Source organism: Trichormus variabilis 0441 (genome assembly GCF_009856605.1).
Classification (GTDB): Bacteria; Cyanobacteriota; Cyanobacteriia; order Cyanobacteriales; family Nostocaceae; genus Trichormus; species Trichormus variabilis.
The window spans coordinates 3171957-3194579 of sequence record NZ_CP047242.1 but is presented as its reverse complement, the minus strand read 5'-3'; the positions used below and the strand labels follow the sequence as shown (position 1 = coordinate 3194579).

At 41.8% G+C, this 22623-nt stretch carries 18 protein-coding genes; 5 read left to right on the top strand and 13 right to left on the bottom strand.

From position 1 onward, the window contains the following. Positions 1 to 67 precede the first annotated feature (67 nt). Positions 68 to 781 (top strand): cyclase family protein, encoded by a 714-nt coding sequence (locus tag GSQ19_RS13060; protein ID WP_011318371.1) that lies wholly within the window; start codon positions 68 to 70, stop codon positions 779 to 781. A 60-nt stretch (positions 782 to 841) separates the two neighbouring features. Beyond that, on the top strand, positions 842 to 2338 hold the full coding sequence (locus GSQ19_RS13055; RefSeq protein WP_011318370.1) for an aldehyde dehydrogenase family protein: 1497 nt from the start codon (positions 842 to 844) through the stop codon (positions 2336 to 2338). Positions 2339 to 2433: 95 nt separating this feature from the next. Here GSQ19_RS13055 and GSQ19_RS13050 read toward each other — a convergent pair whose 3' ends face one another. Beyond that, positions 2434 to 3369: a hypothetical protein gene (locus tag GSQ19_RS13050; protein WP_011318369.1), complete on the bottom strand. Its 936-nt coding sequence runs from the start codon at positions 3367 to 3369 to the stop codon at positions 2434 to 2436. 448 nt (positions 3370 to 3817) lie between these two features. Next, on the bottom strand, positions 3818 to 5941 hold the full coding sequence (locus GSQ19_RS13045; protein ID WP_011318368.1) for a serine/threonine-protein kinase: 2124 nt from the start codon (positions 5939 to 5941) through the stop codon (positions 3818 to 3820). 164 nt (positions 5942 to 6105) lie between these two features. On the opposite strand from GSQ19_RS13045, the gene GSQ19_RS13040 reads away from it, so the two are divergent. Together GSQ19_RS13040 and GSQ19_RS13035 are read left to right on the top strand one after the other, a co-directional pair. Continuing rightward, complete coding sequence (locus GSQ19_RS13040) at positions 6106 to 6801, top strand: rhomboid family intramembrane serine protease (RefSeq protein WP_011318367.1); 696 nt, start codon at positions 6106 to 6108, stop codon at positions 6799 to 6801. A 284-nt stretch (positions 6802 to 7085) separates the two neighbouring features. Then, a complete protein-coding gene (locus GSQ19_RS13035) occupies positions 7086 to 7433 on the top strand; it encodes a hypothetical protein (RefSeq protein WP_011318366.1) in 348 nt (115 codons plus the stop codon). A gap of 89 nt (positions 7434 to 7522) precedes the next feature. Here GSQ19_RS13035 and GSQ19_RS13030 read toward each other — a convergent pair whose 3' ends face one another. The 8 genes from GSQ19_RS13030 to GSQ19_RS12995 all read right to left on the bottom strand — a co-directional run bounded on the left by GSQ19_RS13030 (position 7523) and on the right by GSQ19_RS12995 (position 17846). Beyond that, the gene (locus tag GSQ19_RS13030; RefSeq protein WP_011318365.1) at positions 7523 to 7951 is read right to left on the bottom strand and encodes an FHA domain-containing protein; all 429 of its coding nucleotides are present in this window, start codon (positions 7949 to 7951) and stop codon (positions 7523 to 7525) included. Positions 7952 to 8417: 466 nt separating this feature from the next. Beyond that, the gene (locus tag GSQ19_RS13025; protein ID WP_011318364.1) at positions 8418 to 10859 is read right to left on the bottom strand and encodes a heavy metal translocating P-type ATPase; all 2442 of its coding nucleotides are present in this window, start codon (positions 10857 to 10859) and stop codon (positions 8418 to 8420) included. 182 nt (positions 10860 to 11041) lie between these two features. After that, the gene (locus GSQ19_RS13020; RefSeq protein WP_224311730.1) at positions 11042 to 11212 is read right to left on the bottom strand and encodes a hypothetical protein; all 171 of its coding nucleotides are present in this window, start codon (positions 11210 to 11212) and stop codon (positions 11042 to 11044) included. Between the two features lie 109 nt (positions 11213 to 11321). Next, positions 11322 to 11597, bottom strand: coding sequence for a TM2 domain-containing protein (locus tag GSQ19_RS13015; protein ID WP_011318363.1), 276 nt, complete (start codon positions 11595 to 11597; stop codon positions 11322 to 11324). A gap of 1004 nt (positions 11598 to 12601) precedes the next feature. After that, positions 12602 to 14188, bottom strand: coding sequence for a CPBP family intramembrane glutamic endopeptidase (locus tag GSQ19_RS13010; RefSeq protein WP_011318362.1), 1587 nt, complete (start codon positions 14186 to 14188; stop codon positions 12602 to 12604). Positions 14189 to 14304: 116 nt separating this feature from the next. Then, positions 14305 to 14997 (bottom strand): hypothetical protein, encoded by a 693-nt coding sequence (locus tag GSQ19_RS13005; RefSeq protein WP_011318361.1) that lies wholly within the window; start codon positions 14995 to 14997, stop codon positions 14305 to 14307. A 181-nt stretch (positions 14998 to 15178) separates the two neighbouring features. Then, positions 15179 to 16732 (bottom strand): YcjF family protein, encoded by a 1554-nt coding sequence (locus GSQ19_RS13000; protein WP_011318360.1) that lies wholly within the window; start codon positions 16730 to 16732, stop codon positions 15179 to 15181. Positions 16733 to 17495: 763 nt separating this feature from the next. Beyond that, the gene (locus tag GSQ19_RS12995) at positions 17496 to 17846 is read right to left on the bottom strand and encodes a hypothetical protein (protein ID WP_011318359.1); all 351 of its coding nucleotides are present in this window, start codon (positions 17844 to 17846) and stop codon (positions 17496 to 17498) included. Positions 17847 to 18096: 250 nt separating this feature from the next. Between GSQ19_RS12995 and GSQ19_RS12990 the strand changes: the two genes are divergently transcribed. After that, a complete protein-coding gene (locus tag GSQ19_RS12990; RefSeq protein ID WP_011318358.1) occupies positions 18097 to 19008 on the top strand; it encodes a DMT family transporter in 912 nt (303 codons plus the stop codon). Between the two features lie 2 nt (positions 19009 to 19010). On the opposite strand, the gene GSQ19_RS12985 is transcribed toward GSQ19_RS12990, so the two are convergent. The 3 genes from GSQ19_RS12985 to GSQ19_RS12975 all read right to left on the bottom strand — a co-directional run bounded on the left by GSQ19_RS12985 (position 19011) and on the right by GSQ19_RS12975 (position 22528). Continuing rightward, entirely contained in the window at positions 19011 to 20717 is a 1707-nt protein-coding gene (locus GSQ19_RS12985; RefSeq protein ID WP_224311733.1) for a WD40 repeat domain-containing protein, read from the bottom strand. Between the two features lie 130 nt (positions 20718 to 20847). Beyond that, positions 20848 to 21810 carry a hypothetical protein gene (locus GSQ19_RS12980; RefSeq protein ID WP_011318356.1) on the bottom strand — a complete coding sequence of 321 codons (963 nt, stop codon included), beginning with the start codon at positions 21808 to 21810 and terminating at the stop codon, positions 20848 to 20850. 184 nt (positions 21811 to 21994) lie between these two features. Then, on the bottom strand, positions 21995 to 22528 hold the full coding sequence (locus tag GSQ19_RS12975; protein ID WP_011318355.1) for a protein-tyrosine phosphatase family protein: 534 nt from the start codon (positions 22526 to 22528) through the stop codon (positions 21995 to 21997). Positions 22529 to 22623 lie beyond the last annotated feature (95 nt).

Here is a 22623-nt window from a genome sequence, read left to right as displayed (position 1 = left end):
ATCATTAATTGAATTGGTATAAGTAGTGGGTTCTGATGGTGAGAAATTTTTGAAGTGGGTGATTAAAGTGTCAAGCCTAAAAACGATCGCATACTCCCGCGTGATTCACTTAAGTCATATAATTGACCCAGATATTCCCCAATGGCCTGGCGACCCTCCCGTTGAATTTACCACTGTTGCCCAACTCCCTGATGATGGCTATTACCTGCGGCGCTTCGCCATCGGGGAACACAGCGCCACTCATATCAACGCTCCTAATAGTTTTTATCAAGCAGGTATAGGAATTGACCAATACCCGGCTCAGTCTTTGTTTGTGTCGGCGGTAGTTATCGATATCCAAGCAGCCGCAGCCGTCAACGCCGATTATAGACTCACCATTGATGATATCTTCGCCTGGGAAGGAGAACACGGTGAAATTCCCAGGGGTAATGTAGTGTTATTACATAGTGGTTGGCAGAATAAATGGTCTGATAAAAACGCTTTTCTCAACCAAGATGCTGAAGGAATCATGCACTTTCCGGGTTTTGGTAGTGATGCAACCCAATTTCTCTTGGATGAGCGACAGATTGCAGGCGTAGGAATCGATACTCATGGTGTAGACCCTGGACAAGACACCAGTTTTGCTACCAACCGCTTAGTATTGGCGCAACAAGGTATTGTGTTAGAAAATTTGACAAATTTGCATCAACTACCAGCAAAAGGTAGTAATCTGGCGATCGCAATCCTTAGATTACGCGGTGGCTCAGGTTCGCCAGTGGGAGTTTTGGCATTAGTACCTTAAATTAGTGGTGAGTGCTGAATCATAAATTCTCTAACTTTAAATTTTGAATTTTAAATTTATATGAAAACTCCCCTAAACTGCCAAAATTACATCAATGGTCAATGGTTAAACGCCGCCACAGAAACCACCCTCAACAGTCACAACCCTGCTAACAAGAGCGAAATTGTTGCTACTTTCCCCCGTTCTCAAGCTGACGATACAGATAGAGCCGTCACCGCCGCCCGTCAAGCCTATGGCAGTTGGCGCAAAGTCCCAGCCCCAGCCAGAGCCGAATATATCTTTCGCGTCGGTGAATTATTACTCCAACATAAAGAAGAACTAGCCCAATTAATTAGTCGGGAAATGGGTAAACCCATAACTGAAGCTAGGGGCGATGTGCAGGAAGGTGTTGACTGTGCATTTTATAGCGCTGGTGAAGGACGGCGACTGTTTGGGCAAACCACACCATCCGAAATGCCCAACAAATTCGCCATGACAGTGCGAATGCCCATCGGAGTTTGTGCTTTAATTACTCCCTGGAACTTCCCCGTAGCCATTCCTTGCTGGAAAGCAATGCCAGCTTTGGTTTGTGGTAATACGGTGATTCTCAAACCTGCGGAAGACACCCCCGCCTGTGCCACAAAATTAATTGAGATTTTCGCCGCCGCAGGTTTACCACCGGGTGTAATTAACTTGGTGCATGGAGTCGGGGAAGAAGCAGGGAAAGCTTTAGTCGAACATCCAAATATTGATTTAGTTTCATTTACTGGTTCTTCCGCCACTGGTGCCTATGTTGGTGAGACTTGTGGGCGCACTCACAAGCGCGTCTGTTTGGAGATGGGTGGGAAAAATGCCCAAGTGGTGATGGAAGATGCAGATTTAGAACTTGCCCTTGATGGGGCATTGTGGGGAGCCTTCGGCACAACAGGACAACGATGTACAGCTACCAGTCGCTTAATTTTACATCGTGATATCAAAGAAAAATTTACAACCATGCTGCGTGAACGCACCAGCCAACTACGCTTGGGTGCTGGTACAGAACCTGAGACAGATATCGGCCCGATAATCAATAACCGACAGTTGCAACGGGTACATGAATATATGAATATTGCCCGTGAAGAAGGGGCCAAGATTTTAATCGGTGGGGAAATTGTCACCGAGGGACAATTAAAACAGGGTTACTTTTTTCAACCAACAATTTTAGATAATGTCACCCCACAGATGCGTGTTGCCCGTGAAGAGATATTCGGGCCAGTAGTAGCATTGATTGAGGTTAGCACCTTTGAAGAAGCGATCGCTATCCTTAACGATACCAAATACGGTCTTTCCTCCTCAGTCTACACCCGTGACATCAATCGCGCCTTTGTTGCCATGCGCGACATTGAAGTCGGTATCACCTACATCAACGGCCCCACCATTGGCGCAGAAGTACACCTGCCTTTTGGTGGTGTCAAACAAACCGGTAACGGACACCGGGAAGCAGGCACCACCGCTTTAGATGTGTTCACAGAATGGAAAAGCGTTTACGTAGACTTTTCCGGCAGTTTACAACGCGCGCAAATTGATAACAGGAGTTAGTTGATACCAATTCTCTATGAAGTTGCACCCAATAAATAATGTAGAGACGTTGCATGCAACGTCTCTACATTACCATTGACTATTGACCAATTAAATTAAGAACGCCTGATAAAGCGCCCAATAGCAGATGCACAGCGTAACTCAATTTTTTTCGTCAAATATGACCGTCTTGGATAAAGTTGAATTGGTGATTGAGTATGTTGCCAATAGGCTTTATCAGTCAAGCTAGGAGGAACACCATCCAAAGCTTTTAAAAGCAGTTTTTTGCGCCACGGCTTGATAGCTGCCCCTGATGCGTGGGACATCAGATAGGTACTAGCATTGCCGAAATCCATACCCAACCGGCTGACAGTACTCAGGGGTTCATGAGACAATGTTACAGCTAAATTCAAAACACATTGATCAGTTAAAAAATAAGGATATTGCTCCGAATAAAGATGAAAATTATGGAGGTCAAAATATCCCGCAGATTCAAAAGTTTCTAGTAAATTTTTCCATAATACTAGTATGTCTTTTTGATTCTGTTTTACTCCAATGAAACCTGCATTGTAATATCTATCTAGTTGCCGAAGAGAATGATAACCGTGGCGTTCTGCTAGTTCCTTCCAAGCAATGCGATTAGGATCATTAGCAGGCATATAATCATAGGCATCTTCGCATAAAGCAATGCCTCGACCAACCCACTCTTCATAAAAAGCCCAACGTCTTTTATTGACAATATCAGGGTCAAAATAAAATATTGCTTCTGTTTCTGGGCAATAATTTTCCCAGAGTTGGAGCATGAAATCTGGTTTATAGTTTGTAAAACACTTGTAAGTGTCTAACTTAATAAACCGAATTACACAATCCTGGGCAACAGTAAATTCCTGATAGTCTTCAGCATTTTTAACAGATTCAGTCCAAGGTGGTAAATTACCCCGATATCCTGCCCAAATTACACCACGAAAACCGTGGTTATAGAGAGAATTTACCAGGTTTCCCACACCGTAGTGGTAATCACCTTCAAATAAAGTACAAATAGCTGTGAGCATGATGGGTTTAAAGGTATATGAACTTTATGATGAAGGAAAATATTCTCAGTATGTGAGCTTGATGTGCTACTCACACACTTTCCTAGTCAGATTTTATATATAAGAGATAATGCTTTTAAAATACTCGGTAGACTGCAATAACAAAAGTTCCAATCTGGTTGATATCCGTTAAAGATAACTTAACAATTATTCTTTAAGTTGCCATTTTGGCAGATTTCTAAATAACAATTTTTTCCGTATTTACTATTTACAATGTAGCTAATTTATTTAGTAAGAATATACACCCAGCTAATGGATCATTTAAACATCCGTGCAACTTAAACAAAACGGTACTAACTAATAAGTATATTGTCTCTAAATTGTTTTTGATGTGGTTTAATACTCTATCCCATTGCAGATAAAATTTTATAATTTATTTTACCAATTACCCATTACCACAGATAATAAATTAATCCTCTTGGGAAGGATTAGTAAATTCAGGAGTAGGCATGACTGGGATAACTACAGGTTTTGGTGTTGCAGCTTGGAGTTGACGCTGGGCTTCGTCACGAGCGTTAATTGCTTGGCTATAATCTGGTTTATGTTTAATGGCTTGTTCATAGGAGGCGATCGCATCCTGATATTGTTTTAAACTAAATAAGGCATTACCCCGACTGTACCAACTTTCAATATGCTTTGGTTGGTAACGCACTGCTTTGTTATAAGAAGCGATCGCCTCTTGATATTGCTGTAAAATATACTGAGAATTGCCTAAACTATACCAAACCTGATAATTACTAGGCTTAATTGTTGCTGCTTTCTTATAAGATTCTATTGCCTCTGCATAGCGTTGGTTTTGATGTTGCGACCAACCTTTTCCATACCATGCTTGATAACTATTAGGATTAAATTTTATAACTTGATTAAAAGATTCAATTGCTTCTGGATAACGTCGTAAAATAATCAAGACGTTACCTTTTGATAACCAAGCTATAGCATAATCTGTTTTATATTGTACTGCCTTGTCATAAGCCTTAAAAGCATCTTCGTAGCGGTTCAGATTAACTAGAGAATTTCCTAAATTATACCATGCTCTCTCATAATCTGATTTAATTTCAATAGCTTTATTATAGGCATTTATGGCTTCATTATATTCTTTCAGGCTTTGCAAAGCTAATCCCTTATTATAAAAACTTTCATAAGCATCTGATTTAAATTCAATGGCTTTATCATAAGATTTAATCGCTCGGTCATACTGTTTTAAATTACTAAAAGCTTCCCCTCTAGCATTCCAGACTTCTGGATAATTTTCATTGAGTTGTAAAGCCTTATCAAAAGAGGCGATCGCTTCTGCATAACGTTGTAAACTTTGCAAACTAAAACCCCTACCACTCCAAGCTTCTACATAATCTGGTTGGATTTGAATGGCTTTATCATAAGCTGTCAATGCGTCTTGATATTGCTTGAGTCGAAATAAGGTTTTTCCTTTGCCATACCAAGCAGGAGCATAATCTGGCCTAATATCAACCGCTTTTTTATAAGCAGATAAGGCATCTTTGTATCGTTGCAATTCAAAAAAAGTATTACCTTGTTTAGCCAACTCTGTAGCATTATTACTATTAATACTGTTGACAACAAATACTGAAGCTGTACCAGTCGCACTAATTAATAAAATTGCTAATAATAACTTGATGAATATACTTTTTTTAGTGTGATTAAATCTAAATTTGGTAGGTGGTAAAGTGGGAGTTATGGCGATCGTATCAGACGCAGGTTTTGTTAATTCTGTGAGTGCTTGTAATGCAGTTGTCGCTGAAGCATAGCGTTGCCGGAAATCATAACACACCATTTTGTCTATAAATCTGGCAAACTCTGATGAGACTTGAGCATGATTTTGCCAGATAATTTCATGAGTATCAGCATCATGTTCTAGTTGATGGGGTAATAATCCCGTCAATGCTTGAATTGCAACTATCCCCACAGCATAGATATCACTACTAAACTTGGGATTACCTTGGGCTTGTTCTCCTGGTATGTAACCTGGTGTACCAATAATCACAGTAGATTTATTTTCACCAGTGGGGGTCACTATTTGGGTGGTGATTTGCTTCACTGCCCCAAAGTCGATGAGAATTAACTTACCATCCTGTCGCCTGAGTAAGTTTCGCGGATTAATGTCACGATGAATTACATTTTGCTCATGGACAAATTCCAAGATGGTCAGAATCTCTTGTAATAGTATTGTCACCTCATCTTGAGTAAAGACTTTTCCTGGCGTTAACTCTTTACTCAGGTCGTGACCAGGGATAAATTCCTGTACCAGATAGAACTCTGCATTCTCCTCAAAATAAGCCAAAAGTTGAGGAATGCGATCGCAACTTCCCAATTTATATAAAACTTGCGCCTCTGTATCAAATAATCGCCTGGCTATTTCCAAGGTAGCCTGGTCATTTGCTTGGGGTTGCAGTTTCTTGACTACACATTTAGGCATTCCTGGTAGATGAGTATCACAAGCTACAAAAGTTTCACCAAATCCCCCTCCTCCCAAGTGGCTAATAATTTGGTATCTTCCAACAAGTGTGTTTCCCAGCATCCAGTTTACCTACTTGAGTGCATTGTGTCTGATTCCAATCTTGCCACAGATTCTTTAAGGTGCGGGGAGAACTAATAACCACTGACAAATGTACGGGCGGGTTTACAGATATCCGCACTCTCAGACGATGATCTTCATAAACCCGCCCCTACTAACAAATTTAAATGATTCCTATTAGTGATAACTTACATTTTCGTGAACGACCGATTATTAATTATTGGTTGATTGGTATTAATATTGTTATCTTCCTTTGGGAAATCAAACTAGAACTGAGTGGTGAATTAGGTGCTTTCATTAACACTTGGGGTTTAGTCCCATCCCAGATTAGTACCGCAGTTAATCATGCACTGATAAATCCTGCGGCTTTAGTAGTCGTATTTGGGCGTTTATTTTCTTTGTTGTTTGCTATATTTCTTCACGGCAGTTTTAGCCAAATATTGGGGAATATATTATTTTTATGGGTCTTTGGTAAAGCGGTAGAAAATATTTTAGGACATCAGCGCTATTTAGGATTTTATCTGGTTGCTGGAGTTGTCACAGGGTTAGCACAGATTATCATTGAACCAAATTTGACTGTACCACTCATTGGTGCAAATGGAGCGATCGCCGCAGTTTTGGGAGCGTATATAATCAAGTTTCCTCAGGTCAAAATAGACACTGTTTTACCGTTAATTATTATTTATATCCCCATTGAATTACCAGCTTCTTTCTATTCATTATGGTGGTATATTCAACAATTATTCTATGGCATTGGTAGTTTAAACATTCCACCGACGGGAGTCAATCAACCCAGCCTAGCCTACTGGATGCAGCTTGTAGCCATGACTATTGGTGCAGTCTATGTCCGAAAAAAATTCTGAAACACCTTTTTCATCCACTTTGCCCTTCATTTTGCCTAATTATCCGTATAAAAACATACATGAATTGACAACACCACTTTAGCAGTAGGTAATCGTTCAGAATCCAATTACCCATTACCCATTACCTATTACCAAAAGCCCTATCCCTTTGTAGCTAAGGACTCCAATAGAATTTATCCCCCACTGAAATCAGCATTTTTGTTTAAGGAATCTATAATGACTTGCCGTTTTGCTACTTCGATATTATAGGATGGACGGAGTGTTGTAAGGGGCTTGGGGCTATTATGGCTCGCTATACGTGTTCATTTGTGATTTCTATCCGTTTTGACTATCTCCAGCCATTACTTCTAGACTTGTTACAGGACTGTGATTTAGAAATTCAATACCACACACCTGATTACATTTTGGCGCGTGAGATTCCTGGTACTGTTCCTTTTCCTAAATTGGTGAAAGTGGAAGTACTGATTGATAAATCAACGGCTACTGAGACAGAAAGCCGGATGAGTATTGTGATTAAAAATGAAGAATTACCCCTCTACTTGGATAATCACTGTCGGCAAGTATTTGAACTGGTTAAGCAGTCGATTGAACGTAGTCGCCATTGGCATCTTCTCGAAAGTCTCGCTGGCTAAGCCAAAATTTAAGTATCTGTAGTATTTGTAGGGTGGGCAGCGCCCACCGTATCACAATTTGGGTGGATAATGCTCATCAAGTAAGAAGTTCACAGTTCTTCTGCATCCTCAGTCATACCAGGATTGATAAGCGTGATGTCATATTCACTAGCGTCTGTTTGTCCTGAACGCTGAGTATTCTTTAATAAGTAGTAAATGGCACGTACTTTCGGGCCAAAAACTATCTCATCCTCATTTTTTAAATCATGGGCTGGGATTTTGCGGCCATTAATCATCAGACCGTTGGCGCTTGCTTTACCTTTACCATCACCATCAACAATCCGGTAATAATAACTATTATTATTTTTTGGCAGTCGCACTAATGTAGCATGGCGACGAGAGACAAACTGCGACACTAAACGAATGTTCGACTCTTTGTCTCTGCCAATGGAGTATAAAGGTTGATCTAAAGAAAATTCTTTACGACCTTGGTCGTCTTCGAGAATTAATAGATGACTTTCAAGAGTTTCTACTGTCATTGATACATCTTTGCCACAGTCAGTTGAAGTTGGAATTATCCAAGTTGCTTTGATTTATCGTAGCTGATTTTTTCCACACCAGCGTTAGCATAGCTTACCGTGGGTATCGCCTGCATTCGAGCAAGCTAATTATACTCTGCACAATGACACTGATTAGCATAGATATTGGAAGTGCGTTAGCGTTCGCGCAGCGTCTCGTAGAGAAGCTTACCGTTCTCGCAGCGTCTCGTAGAGAAGGTATCGCCTCTACTGGGCAGAACGCTAGCGCACTTAGATTTATACTTTGAATAGGAGTATAGATGCGATTTGTGGTCAATGATCCAAAAACCACTAACACGCCCAGCATAATAAAAGAGATTTGAGAGAGAAAACTTTATGTCATGTCTGGATAGAATTAGCTTTAACCATAACGGTTTTAAGCCTCTCCCCGCGTCGGGGAGAGGTTGGAGAGGGGTTCTTAATTTTGCTACCGATGAGCTAACCGACGCAATAACAGAGAGTTAGTCACCACACTAACTGAACTAAATGCCATCAGTGCAGCCGCACCGGAAGGACTGAGAACAAAACCCCAGTTGGGAAGCAGAACACCTGCGGCTAGAGGGATACCGATGGTGTTGTAGGCGAAAGCCCAGAATAGATTTTGGCGGATTTTGTTGAAGGTGGCGCGACTGAGGTGAATTGATTCCACAACATCACTAATGCGATCGCGCATTAAGACAATCTGTGCGGTTTCCATTGCTACATCTGTACCTGAATGTAAAGCAATGCCTACGTCTGCTTGAGATAAGGCCGGGGCATCGTTGATACCATCGCCAACCATTGCCACTTTAGCGCCAGATTTTGTTTGTAGTTCTTGAATAAAGGTGGCTTTTTTGGCGGGAGGAATACCAGCCATCACATCAGCCCTATCTATGCCTAGTTGTTGAGCGATGGCGTTAGCAGCTTCCGGGCGATCGCCACTTAGCAGCATCACCCGCAAACCCATCTGGCGTAATTTGTCTACTGTAGTTTGGGCATCTGGTCTGGTAGTATCTTGTACACCAATTAATCCGGCTAAACTCTCCCCAACTGCTACACCAACGACCGTTTTACCTTCTGTGGCGAGCTTTTGCGCTTCCTGTTGGGCAGTTTCACTCCAAGTAATTCCATGCCAACTCAACCAATCCCCGTTACCTAACAACACAGTTTGACCATCAACGACGGCAGAAACACCCATTCCTGGTTCAGTATGGAAGTCTGTAGCTTCTGGAATCGATAACTGTTGCTGTTGTGCAGCTTGCTGAATCGCTCTAGCTAAGGGGTGATGTGTGCCGCTTTCGACTGCGGCTGCTAGTTGTATGAGGGAGTGAGAGGGGTGTAGGGGTGTGGGGGTGTGGAGGTGTAGGGATGTGAAGCTTATTTCATTGGGAGTGTCTTCTGCAAATACAAGACAATCTGTAACAACGGGATTACCTGTGGTGAGAGTGCCGGTTTTATCAAAAACTACGGTGTCTAGTTGATGGGCTTTTTCTAAAACATCGCCGCCTTTGATTAATAAACCCCGTTCTGCACCTATACCTGTGCCTACCAGAATCGCTGTAGGTGTGGCTAGTCCCAAGGCACAGGGACAGGCGACGACCATAACAGCGATCGCTAGTTTTAAACTAATTAGGAGGGGGGAGTTATTGGTAATATGGGCGGCGTGGTTCATCATCATTTCCATACCACCACCGGATACGGTGATATCTGGCCAAATGTGCGTGCCGAAGCAGTACCAGAAAATGAATGTCAATACAGATGCTGTTAATATGCCGTAGGTAAAGTAACCTGCTACTGTATCGGCTAATTTTTGGATGGGGGCTTTGCGAGTTTGGGCTGCTTCTACCAAGGCGACAATGTGGGCGAGGGTGGTATCATTGCCTGTACGGGTGGCTTGGATAGCGATCGCCCCTGATTGGTTAATCGTTCCGGCTGTGACTATATCTCCTGGTTGCTTCATGACCGGCACAGCCTCCCCAGTCAACATCGACTCATCTAAAGTTGTCTGTCCAAAACGTACCTCCCCATCCACAGGGATTTTATCACCCGGTAATACTTGCAACCATTCTCCCACCTTCACCTGTTCAGCCGGGATTTCTACAGTATTTGCTCCCAGTCCAATATTCTCTGGGTCTGGGTTAGCAATCAATCTTGCTATTTGTGGTTGCAGTGCTAGCAGTTGCCTAAATGCTGCCGCCGCCTTACCTCTGGCTTGTTGTTCTAAGGTTCTGCCCAACAAGATAAAGCCCAGCATCATTACTGGTTCATCAAAGAAGCACTCCCAACCCATTTGCGGAAATAACAACGCCACCACGCTGGCTGTATAGGCTGTCAGGGTTCCCAATCCCACCAAGGTGTTCATATTGGGTGCATTCCGCCGCCAACCAAGCCACCCATCAACCAAAATAGGGCGACCGGGAATTAGTAAAGCGACTGTTGCTAGTCCAAAGTGAAACCAAATGTTATTTAATATGGGCAGAATTGAACTGCCAATGTTGCCCAAATGCCCGATCCCCGAAAAGACCAGCAGCACAGCAGCAATAATTAACTGCTGGAATGCTGTCTGCATTTGTTGGCGTTGTCTTGCAGCTGAGTCTTCTATTGTTGATTCACTTGCCTTACTACTGGCTGTTCTTGGTTGAGTAGGAAATCCGGCAGATGTCAATCGCTGTGCCAGCATTTCTGGATCGACTGTACCAACTTCCGACTCTACCACCGCTACTTCTGTAGCCAAATTCACACAGGCATTCTTCACACCTGAATATTGGGTGAGCTGTCGCTCTACTGCCTTTACACACCCAGCACACTTCATCCCCCCAACATCCAGAATAATTTTCTCTAGTGTGGGGGTTAGTTCTGGGTCAAGCTGAGTTTGTGGGACAAGTTGCATGGCAAGTGTTGAGATTCGCTACGAAGATTAGACACTCGATGATAAGCATCTCTACTTCGAGCGTAGGCGAAATTTTGAACTATGACTGATCGTCATTACCATTTATTTTATTAAGATGTGGCACTTATCTCACGTTTTTGGGTCTGGGGATGGAGAAAATGAGTAATGAGTGGTTTTTGGTGTTAATTACGACTCGCTTTTCTTACAGTTACGTAGGCGATCGCTGCCATTTGCACTGGTATAAAGGCAATCAGGCTTTTCCAGAAATAGTGAATTTCTAAGTTAGACATAGCACTGAAATACCCCACACCCACCAACAAGCACATAGCCCAAATCATGTGTTTACGTTTCATGATCAGCATATTGATTGGGATGAAGAAAGCAGGGGGGAGAACAATTCAAAAAAAGAGCAGGGGGAGCAGGGGAAGATTAATGAGTAATGACAACTGACAACTGACTAATTTAAAACCAACTTTGTTTATTCACTAAATAAGTATTGACGAATTCTTCAGGGGTTTTGTTTAAGTAGATCATGCCTTCAATTAATCCTACCAGTTGCATAATTAATAAAGTAATTCCGTAGGAAAAAGAACCACCAACTAAGGTGATCACTAACATGATGAACCCTTCGGCAGCATAGCCCAAAATAAATTTGTGAATACCAAAGCCACCAAAAATAATGCCACAGTAACCAGCTAGTAATTGTTTGTTGGTTTGAGTAGGGTTAAGATTTGCCATAGGTAGGTTACTCCTAAAAAATAGTATAAAATTGCAGTTTTTATTGTATTGATTTTTCAAAAATATATTCACCCAGTAAACATATTTTTACCTAGTTATTAGTTGGATTTTTTACTATGTTGCCAGACAATAGTCATTTGCCATGAACATAGGTGACATCTTTATCACATAAGACATCGCCTGGTTTTATAGTGTTCCTAACATAGCTAGATATAATGCTAATTACATAAACTAAAACATAAGTATTACAGTATTTTGAGAAAAATTAATCTTTCGAGAGAATTAATTCACATTAGTCAGTGAAAATGCTTGTAATATATCACTTTCTACAAGTACATCAGTGTTATCTCCGGATTTTTTGGAGACTGTTACAAGTAAGAGGATAATCTCTCATAGAAATTACCTTTGTTTGGTATATTAGGAAATCGATGATTCAGCTAAAATTAAGCAATCTATAGTAATCCGATTTGATTATTGAAATGATATAAGTATCTGTAGGGTAGGCAATGCCCGCCCTACTTAAATTTCAAAAATCAAATAGTAGTCCTGTAGCTACTGATGGGGAGAGATATAACTTAGGTCTTTATTTAGTTGTCAGCTGCTGTAGGGTTAGGTGAGGATTGAATGGGTAAGTTACCGAATAACTATGTCTATTTATCCAGATGATACTCAAAGTCCACCCAGAGTTTTGTAATCTATTTAACAATATTCGTCGCAATACTTTGTTACGTCATGTAGGGTGCGTCACTTAGAGGATGTTTGAAAAGTCCTATGCTTGGTAGCAAAACATTTTAGATCCCCCTAAATCCCCCTTAAAAAGGGGGACTTTGATTCATTTCCCCCCTTTTTAAGGGGGGTTAGGGGGGATCAATGAGTGCTTAAAATCACAGCCAATCACTTTTCAAAAAACCTCTGAGATAGGATCTAACTATACTCAGACATTATTCATCCTGACGCACCCAAGCAAACCATCTATGTTTGGATAATTGATTTCTTGGTGTTGCCTAATTACTACTACCTAAGAGAAACAGGCTGAGTAGTGTGCCACTATTCCAGAGACTATGGAGCAGTATAGGAGCTAGGAGGTTGCGCGATCGCGTGTATACTACCCCTAAAACGATACCCAAAGCAGTGAGTGGCAGTATTTCTGACAAACTGAGGTGGGCGACGGCAAACAATACCGCACTGGTGATGATTGCGCCCCAAACGGGTACGTAACGAGTTAAGGAAGGTAATAAGAACCCGCGAAACAGTACTTCTTCAAATAAAGGGGCGGCGATCGCAGCTGTCACGTAAAATATGCTCAATGCTGTAAAGTCTTGGCTTTCTAGTGCCAGTTGTAATAGAGGATTGCTACCACCTTGTCCTTGCCATAGCTGTTGATTAATCAAAGACACAATCACAACTATTGGTAAAGCTGCACAATAACCACCTAGTCCCCAGAGAAACCAATTATCTCGCAGGCGGAAACGAAACCAATATTGGGGTAACGGGAAAAAACGTTTAATCGAGAAATATAAAACTGACAACGCGCCTGATGCTACTAACAGATAACTGATGAGGACGGAAACGGCTTGTAGTCTTACATTAACTATGGGGCGAGGTATGGGGAGTAGCACCAACAAGGAAGGAACAAAAATTTGCCCCATGAAGAAAAAGCCCACAACAAAAACCGAGAGAATTGTTTCTACATCCCAAGGTGTTGACCAAGCTAACTCAGCATTCTGACTCAATAAGGCTTCTTTTCCCTTGATCAAGCGTTGAGCAATTAAGAAAATTAACAATATCGTTCCTACTAAAGCTGCTAGGCTGGGAACAGTGGCGATCGCCGCTAATTTAAATACAGCTTGAGCTGCTGCCTCTTGTTGTGTTGATTGAACTTCTTTTAAAGCATCTTGTCGTTGCTGGAGTTGGTAAAGCTGAATCAAAGCTGTGGAGCGAAACCAGCCTTCTAGATTATGCTGGATTAACTGTTGAGCGTCGGGAAAAAGTCGTGGGGGATCACTCCACAGTCCACTCAACACCGCCGCAGTTTGCTCAATTTCTTTGGTGAGTTCTGGAGTGTCTGAAGGCTTTTGTAATTCGTTCCAAGTTTTGATGGCTGTTGGTATCTGTCCTTGCTTTGCTTGCAAAATTCCCAGTTTTAAGTCTAATTCAGCCGCAAATTTTTGCAGTTCCTGGAGAGACTTCTGTAATTGCTTTTCTTTGTCATTACGAGAAGTATTTGTGGTGGGAGGAACATCTGGTAAGGGTTTAGGCGGTGCAGGATTTTGGGATGAAGAGCGCAGTTGTGCAAGTTGGTTTTGAGTTTTCGTCAAATTAGTTTGCACTGATTGACGGGTTTTTTCATATTCCTTGCTAGCGTTTTCCAGGGGTTTTTCCCCCAAAATTGCTTCTTGAATTACTTGGGGACTATCATCGTTGCTATCCTCTGGTTTCCAAGCTTGTGCTTGCAGGGCAATATTGGTTTGGTATAGTTCCAAACGACTTTGAAACTGTGGTTCTTGCAAACTACCAAATAAAGACGAAGCCGCTAAAAAAGCCGCTATCGGCGTGAGTACAAAAAATAAAACCAACCGCTTGATGGTCATCTATCCCCCTTTGACAAACCAGTAGGGAGCTTACTCCCCTTAGGAATTATCGCAAGAAAAAGTAATAGGTGGATAGATTCGATCAAGAAGATTGGTATGGATTGACGAAAACCCTCTCAAGATTTGCCCAAAACTTGGGGATCTAAAACGATTTGGGAACCAGACTGATTGACGTGATAAACCCAAGATTGATTCCCCACTCGTACTACCACTTCCCAGCCTTGGATTGGTCGATATTCTTTGGTGCAGATTTCCCCAAAGTTGAACTCACAGGGGTTCCCAAAGGTTCTGCGTGTGACTTTGGTAATTTCTATGTTCCGTCTGGGTACACGAGAACGTCTAGCTGCATCAGTAAGAATATTATTAGCGATCGCTCGCGGTAGTTGGCTATTTTCGCCTACGTTAGCTTTAGGATCAAGGACTATTTGGGAGCCAGACTGATTGACGTGATAAATCCAAGATTGATTCTGCACTCGCACAACTACTTCCCAACCTTGGACTGGTCGATATTCTTTGGTGCAGATTTCCCCAAAGTTGAACTCGCAGGGATTCCCAAAAGTTCTGGGTGTGGCTTGAGTGATTCTTAAATTAGTGGTTCTAATTCCAGAACGTCGGGAAGCATCATTGAGTACTGCTTTAGCGATGTGACGAGGTAGACGATTCTGAGAGTTTTGAGATATTTCTATCGATTCTGTTGCTGGTGTAGCTGTAGCCCTATAGTCACTAGCCAAACCGAGTCCAGAAGATAGCAGGCTGGTTAACGCCAGAGTCAAAACTAACTTTTTAGCAAACTGATGATGTTTGTTCATTAAAACCTCCTGAGATGATTCGTACCTTGACTAAGCTGTTACGCATTTAAATCGTATATTTCGCACTCAGGTTGTCAAAAGTCCAAAGTCCACAGTCCAAGCTAGTCTTTAACTCTGGACTCTTGACTATGGACAGCCCTGACGCAAGAATATTTGATCCAGGTGCTTATCACCTTAGTTTCTAACTATTAGTCTGTTCATCATGTTCAACTACTTCCGATTTATCTGTTAACGGTTTGACAACCCTTGCGATCGCTTCCTGCACAAATGCTTTAATAAACTCATCCCGCCGATTCATTTGGAACTGCTTCTGAACTACTTCTGTCATCCCACCATCGCCCCAATCTTGGTCATGACGGAAATATTCAATGAAACTTTTACCTGCAATGCGGGTTAAATAAGCGGCTGTTACCCCTTGAATGGCTTTACCAATCACAAAAGTGGCAACATTTAGTTGTAAAGCTGTGGTTAGTAATTGAATTGCTCCCTTGACAATACCTAAACTAGCAATCGTCTTGGCTAAAGAAAGGGCTAACTCCCGTCCCCGTTCCATGTTCAATTCACAACCATAGACTCTACCAATTTCTACGACCATTTGGGCATTTACAGCCGCCGTTGCCAGTAAATCTACCACAGGCAAAGGCGTAACTGATACTACACCCGCCCCAATCCACTGAAAACGCTCAACGATTTTATCAGCTTGGCGGCGACGTTGCGCGTCGATGAGTTTGCGGGCTTCTTCGCCTAAACGCAGAGATTGTAAAAGAATATTATCCGCTACCAAATCCTCACCCTCAGCCCGTAAAATCGCCGCCATCCGCCGCAGTAAGGGGACTATATCTGGTTCTGGTTGGAATGGTTCCCCTGTTTCTAATTGTGCCGCTTCGGGGTTAGCTGCGATCGCTACGACATCATTTGTAGCAATAAATCCCAGCACCCGTTGACGTAACCGTGCCAAAATCGCTTCTTTATCCTCATCTGTATACAAGTCGGTTTTGTTGAGAACTAGGAGCGATCGCTTACCAATTTCCGCTAAACTCTTCAAAGGCTCATATTCTGAGCGTCTTAAGTCATTATCCACCACAAATAATAGTAAGTCTGCCTCCGTCGCCAATGCCCTGGCTAATTGTTCCCGTTCTGTTCCCGCCACCCCAGCCTCTAAAATCCCTGGCGTATCTGTAATTAAAATCTTTCTTTCCAACCCTTTCAACCGCAGACAGTAAGTTTCTCCTACTTGGGTTGTCCCCATTGGCGCATCTACTTTCCCTACCATCCGTCCCATAATTGCATTGACTAAGGAAGTTTTGCCAGCACTCCCTGTTCCAAACACCACTACTTGGATTTCACCCCGTGCTAAGTTCGCCTCAATCTCCTTGGAACGACTTAATAAAGCTTGGCGCGCCACTTCATCCTGAATTTGCGACACCTGTTGCCGCACCGCCTGTAATGTAGTAGAAGCCGCATCAGATTTAGCAGCCGGGATTTGCGCTGCTGTCACGCGCCGACGATTGCGGCGGGAACGCTGTTCACCAGCCTGCAACACCATTACATAATAGACAAAAGCTGCAACTAAGCAGCCAATGAGGACAATCAGCAGTAATAACAGCAAATTCCCCAGTAATGGCGAATATGATAATTGCCAGTAAAGACGTGAAAGGGAATCAATCAGCCACAGGGCGAGTCCCAATATGACGATTAAACCAACAATCAACGTGACTATGCGCGACAGAGGCATGGGTAAGGGCGGTAAAGATTAAATAGGCAGATGCTTCTGATCTTATAAGATTAGTTAAGACTGATAGATCCTTCTCGCTACATATAGCAATACGGTTCAGTTAAGAGAATAGTAGGTTGGGTGGAGCGATAGCGGAACCCAACAAAGTCTTGAGAATGTTGGGTTCCGTTCCTCCACCCAACCTACACCAGTCTAAGTTGTTGCCTTAACTGAACTGTATTACTACATATAGGACTCATACTTAATTTTTGAAATATACGTAGGCTCATGGTTTTGGTGGGCAATGCCCACTACAGATACAGAGATCCAGTCCAATTACCCATTACCCATCTTCCTTATAGGTGAGGACTTCAAAGCAGCTTCAGATTACCATTACAAATTATTCTTCAACCAGTTTCTAAAATTACGCATCGACATCTTTCGGCAACATTTGTTGTCCTGGCTTGACTATGATTTGTTGTAGCTTTAAAAGCATATTGCCTCTGAGAACAGGTGCAAGGATTTAGAAGCAAGACATTTTTATTTTAACTTAAACCGTTTCTTGATGTAGCTTGCCTGGCGTAGCCATAGATGCACTTTATTCTCTACATCATTTATTTGACGCAACTTCATAGAGAATTGGTATTAAACAGAGAAATCAGTCTTTGGTCGTTAGTTTTTCTCCTCTACACCCCTAAATCTCTACTATAGGATTCATAATTTATTTCCGAAATATTCTTCTGGTGGGCAATGCCCACCCTACAGATACTTAAATTTTTTATATCTACCAATTTTTACCTAATAATGATTCAAATTCAGCTTGTAAAGCCGTAATATCTGCCAATCTAGCTACAAGTATATTCTCATTACCACCATCAGTTAATCTGGTTTTCCAGTAACGAATACTTTCGGAATTATTCATCCAAAACTGCACTACAGTATCTAACACTTGCTCAGTGTTCCAACCCCATTTCAATGGTAATGGTTCTACTGTTTCTATCAATGCGTCGAGTGTACATTTATGGCTACCTAAATATTCTATGCCTGGGTGATTTGATTGTTCTTGAATTTGCTGTTGGTGACTAAAAAATTGCCAAACAGGAGATACACCAACAATATCAAAAGTATATTTCATGCTAGTATTCCCAATGGTTAGTTAGTTTTACGTAACGTACACATTTTGAAAGTTAATTATGTGGGCAAAATCACCTATATTTCGTCCATGAATACAGTAATGTTTGCCTATATATCCAGATTAAAATTGTCTTTTATGATTAGCACTCTCTAGGTTTGAGTGCTAAAAAATATGCTATTATTTGGGGTGTTATTAAATAGTTTCAGGCATAAATTTAGAGGAGCATTTTATTTTTAATAATTATTTAACTTTGCCATTCACAGATGGTAAAGGTGAATTAGCCGCCTTGGTTGCTGCTGGTTTGTGGGCGATCGCTTCTGTACTGTATGGGATTGTGGGGCAAAGGATTGCACCGCTACAGTTAAACTTGATTAAAGGAATCGTGGCGATCGCCTTTCTTTCCCTGACTATTTGGTTAACTGGCGAATCCTTGCCTATCTCTGACCACACACAGATTTTGCTCCTCTGCTTGAGTGGTGTTGTTGGTATTGCTTTGGGGGATACGGCTTTTCTAGCTGCAATCAATTACTTAGGGGCGCGTCGTGTGTTACTTATCGGCACTTTAGCTCCTCCCATAACAGCGATCGCCGCAAATCTTGTCCTCCAAGAACAGTTAAATTTCCGCGCTTGGTGTGGAATTTTACTCACTATTATGGGGGTGGCTTGGGTAGTTACAGAACGGGTTCCCGATACAGGAGGTAAGAGGGTAGAGGATAGTCTTTTGATGCGGGGTCTTGGCTTTGCTTTACTCGCAGCAATGACTAATGCCGCCGGTACAGTCATCTCTCGTGCCGCATTTGCTATTGGTAACGTTACACCTTTGTGGGCGGCTTTACTGCGATTATCTGCGGCTGAGTTAATTTTGGTGGTAGGGATATGGTTGAGCTACAAACGTCAAATGTCGTCCTACTTTTACAGAGAATCGTGGCGGGTTATATTGATTAGTTGCTTCGCTTCCTTTTGCGGCACATATTTAGGAATTTGGCTACAACAAACAGCAATTAAACTCACAGCTGCGGGAGTTGCTTCCACCTTGATGCAAACTAGTCCACTATTCGTTATCCCCCTGTCCCTATGTCTCGGTGAAAAAGTGAGTTGGCGATCGCTCGCTGGGGTAATCATTGCGATCGCAGGTATTGGATTATTGTTTTATCTCAAGTAACTTCACCTACCAATAATTTGCGGCTGCCAAACTCTGATAGTTTTATCTTTAGCGCTACTTACTAAGATTTGCTTTGCAGGGTTGGTGGCGATCGCTAAAATCCAGTCAGAATGTCCAGATAGGGTTTCAAGTAATTTACCTGTTTGCAGGTTCCAGATTTTGAGCTTGTTGTCGAGGCTGCCACTGACAAGGGTTTGTTCAGCAATTCCCAAACTCAGAGTTACTACTCGTGAAGTATGCCCCAGGAGGGTATGGAGCAATTTACCTGTGGGCATCTGCCAAATCTTAATGGTTTGATCCCAACTACTACTAACGAGCATCTTACCATCGTGGCTGAAAACTAACGCTCTTACTGCGTCTTGATGTTCGGCGATCGTGCGGAGGCATTCCCCTGTATATAAGTTCCAAATTTTGATGTTTTTATCAATGCCACCAGTAGCGAAAGTCTCCCCGTCAGGACTCATCGCCACAGAGAAAACCCGACCTTGATGTCCCTTAATTGTGCGGAGGAGTTGTCCTGTGGGAAAGTTCCAAATTTGGATACTACCATTTTCGTGAACGGTGACCAGTGTTTGTCCGTCGCTGCTGATAGCCAGTGACCAAATACCACCAGACAAGGAACTCATTGTTCTTTTTAACTTGAATGTCTGGAGATTCCAGATTTTAATTGTCTTGTCTGCACTCCCACTGATTAAAGTCTGGTCATCTGGGGTGAGAGCGATCGCCCGTACTGTATCCGTATGTCCTTGTAGTGTAGTTGTAACCTTTGCCGTATCTAGATTCCAAACTTTAATAGTTTTATCTTCACTAGCACTCATCAAAGTTTGTCCATCCTTGGTGAGTGCAACAGACCAAACCGAATCTGTATGACCAAATAATGTTTTAGTCAGGGTAGTACTTTGCTGGTCTACAGGGGGATTTGGAGTGGGGATAGGTGCGGTAACTTTTTGGACAGTCCCAGCAAAAGGGGCAATTTTCAGAAAATAATTCAAGGTGAGTAGAGAAACAACAGTTGCTATTGTCCCCAGCATTAAAGTCAACTTTCCAGGGAAGGGGAAAACAGCTTTTTGGTTATCTGTGAGATGAGTTTTAGCTGCCGGCATCTGGTGATCATTTTCCGCTATCCTGACCGCCAGAGGTAGTTCCTGCTGGGTAATGGCTTGATTAGGGGTTGTAGGGGTGTCTAGTAGACGTATTTTCTGTTTACTAACGATCAGTAAATTTCGATCAGCTATGGAAGTATCTTTTATTTCATCCTGGGATGCACAGACAAATAAATTGAGCAATTCTTCCTGCTTGAGGGTAATTTGGCTTTCCTCAATCACCTGTCTGGGAATTTTTACCCCAGCACGAGTAGGCTGGTAACTCCATAAGTTTTGAGTTACCAAGCTTTCTAAAGAAACTGGGAGATTTTGCCTGTCTACGATGGTTATTGGGCCAGTGCATAGACAAATAAAAATGTTTTCGAGTTGGCTGGGGTGTAGTTTGCCAGGTAAATAGTAACAAAGAAAATATGGAACATCGCTGCGACCAAAATCATCCAGCCCATCGTTGTATAACCAACCAAACAAGTTATCCTCTGAAGTTACCTGAAGTAAGTATGCAGCTCTATATCCTGCACTGGGTGGATTATAGGCATCCCAATACTGGTAAACCACCTTTTCTAAGAAGGCCTGCTGAATTTCCGGAGGAACTTCTTTACTCGCCACGGTTCTCAATCCCGCGATAGCAAAGCTGGTGTATACAAGTTGACCTAAATTTAAAGGGGTCATACTACGAGGGCAGGGGAAAGAGAATCTGATCTTGTATTAAATGTGGGAACTGGGGGATTGTATCAAATTAATATTGTTTAATTGGGTTTTTTGGTTGTTCGATGGTTGGTGCTTGTTGGGGAATAGATGTTAATGACTTGAAGGATAGGAAAAGTGATGCGATCGCCCCTAGTAAAATAGCACTTACCAAAGATACAAGTAAAACTTCCTTGGAGCTTTTTGGTCGTGGTATCCGTGCAGTAAATGACTGCTGGCTCGGTTCATCTGTCAAATCTTCTTGTGGTGGATAAATTTCCACATCGTTGAGATTTGACAATAACCACAGTAAGGGACTAGCTGCACCTTGAGCTTTGAGACTGGAAACACCATCTAGAGAAACAATAGGAATAGCGGAATAAAATTTTTGATAGGTGGCCTTGAGCGAATCAAGATAGCTAATTAGAGGTTGTAGGTGCTGATCAATTTGTAGCAGGGTAGATGGGTTGAGTTCGAGCAGATCACACTTAGTCAAAATCAAAGCGAAGGCGTACTTAATATTATACTTGTAAACTACAGAGGCGATCGCTGCTACTTGGTTGTAAATATCCTCCAGTAAGCGGGGGTAATTTTGATCATTAATCAGAGCATGGGCATTAATGAATACACAGCAGCCACTAGAAGTGAGGATCATTTCCTGAAAGTCAGGATTATGAATATTACAGGACTCACCAGGAATATCCCACCAACGAAAGTTGCACACTGTTTCCACATTTGAACGAATTTGACGCTTCAAACTAAAGTTAAAATTAGTAATCTTAATTGTGGCAGGTGGGTAGAGATTGGTACGAGCAACATGATTTTTAATATTTTCCAGATTTGCTTGTACTTCGCTATCTTGGCAATCGAACCACAACTTCTGAGGAGTATTTGTTTGATTATCAGGACTTAATTCTGTATAGCTGCCAGCCAGGAAAACTGTTTTGCCAACTCCTCGTTGACCAATACTTAAAAGACTAAATGTTTTGGGGGTAGTTGCAGTCGCTAAGTTCATAATAATCACCATCACTGTAATAATTATTCAATATTTTGTTGTGATCTAGAAATTCTAGATAATTTGCAACATTAAAAAACTGCTACATACATAATTCTCGGAAAAACAGTCATAAAATAGGAAATATAAACAAATACAAAAATATATCACTCTCTAGATTTTGTAATTAATTCATAACTACAACTCACGTTAATATCCGACAATTATTCAGCAGAAAATCAAGTTCTTTGGCAACTGTTAAGGGATTTTTACCTTGGAATACAGCAGCGATTACAGCTTCATGAGGATTTCTCCCTGTACATTTGACGGCGGCTATAGCATCTTGATTTGCAAACCCTCTACCACAAACCAACCACGCAGCTAACACATGGCCAGTACGTCCAATGCCACCAGAACAGTGAACAACAACTCTTTCTTTGAGTTTGTCTGCTTCTATTAAAAATGGCAGTATTTTCTCTGTAAGAGTTGCTAAATCAGCTAAGTGAAAATCGGCGATTGCTGCCCAACAAACTTGTTGATTGCCAAATTCTTGTTGATATGTACTTAAAAGATGAGAGTAGCCAGCTAGTTGTTCATTAGATAGAAGACAACATACTCGTTTTATATTTTGCTGCCGCATAAACTCTATCCAATTGTATACTTCTTGGTCTGAGTAACCAGGACGGGCAGCACCAAATACAATTGTCTCTTGTTCGCAAGCAGGAGCAAATTTGTACATTCAAGCTATTTACCAACTGTCTGAAAGTAGATAGATGCTAGAGTAGTGTACTATTTTTAAATAAAAGTTTTCATATAGTTTGTAATTATTTTGCA

What these genes read in the sequence shown, in the direction of transcription:
- GSQ19_RS13050 (WP_011318369.1), bottom strand. Translation starts at nt 3,369, where the DNA reads ATGCTCACAGCTATTTGTACTTTATTTGAAGGTGATTACCACTACGGT.
- GSQ19_RS13010 (WP_011318362.1), bottom strand. Translation starts at nt 14,188, where the DNA reads ATGACCATCAAGCGGTTGGTTTTATTTTTTGTACTCACGCCGATAGCG.
- GSQ19_RS13035 (WP_011318366.1), top strand. Translation starts at nt 7,086, where the DNA reads ATGGCTCGCTATACGTGTTCATTTGTGATTTCTATCCGTTTTGACTAT.
- GSQ19_RS13055 (WP_011318370.1), top strand. Translation starts at nt 842, where the DNA reads ATGAAAACTCCCCTAAACTGCCAAAATTACATCAATGGTCAATGGTTA.
- GSQ19_RS13025 (WP_011318364.1), bottom strand. Translation starts at nt 10,859, where the DNA reads ATGCAACTTGTCCCACAAACTCAGCTTGACCCAGAACTAACCCCCACA.
- GSQ19_RS13040 (WP_011318367.1), top strand. Translation starts at nt 6,106, where the DNA reads ATGATTCCTATTAGTGATAACTTACATTTTCGTGAACGACCGATTATT.
- GSQ19_RS13020 (WP_224311730.1), bottom strand. Translation starts at nt 11,212, where the DNA reads ATGAAACGTAAACACATGATTTGGGCTATGTGCTTGTTGGTGGGTGTG.
- GSQ19_RS12975 (WP_011318355.1), bottom strand. Translation starts at nt 22,528, where the DNA reads ATGTACAAATTTGCTCCTGCTTGCGAACAAGAGACAATTGTATTTGGT.
- GSQ19_RS12995 (WP_011318359.1), bottom strand. Translation starts at nt 17,846, where the DNA reads ATGAAATATACTTTTGATATTGTTGGTGTATCTCCTGTTTGGCAATTT.
- GSQ19_RS13015 (WP_011318363.1), bottom strand. Translation starts at nt 11,597, where the DNA reads ATGGCAAATCTTAACCCTACTCAAACCAACAAACAATTACTAGCTGGT.
- GSQ19_RS13030 (WP_011318365.1), bottom strand. Translation starts at nt 7,951, where the DNA reads ATGACAGTAGAAACTCTTGAAAGTCATCTATTAATTCTCGAAGACGAC.
- GSQ19_RS12980 (WP_011318356.1), bottom strand. Translation starts at nt 21,810, where the DNA reads ATGAACTTAGCGACTGCAACTACCCCCAAAACATTTAGTCTTTTAAGT.
- GSQ19_RS13005 (WP_011318361.1), bottom strand. Translation starts at nt 14,997, where the DNA reads ATGAACAAACATCATCAGTTTGCTAAAAAGTTAGTTTTGACTCTGGCG.
- GSQ19_RS13045 (WP_011318368.1), bottom strand. Translation starts at nt 5,941, where the DNA reads ATGCTGGGAAACACACTTGTTGGAAGATACCAAATTATTAGCCACTTG.
- GSQ19_RS13000 (WP_011318360.1), bottom strand. Translation starts at nt 16,732, where the DNA reads ATGCCTCTGTCGCGCATAGTCACGTTGATTGTTGGTTTAATCGTCATA.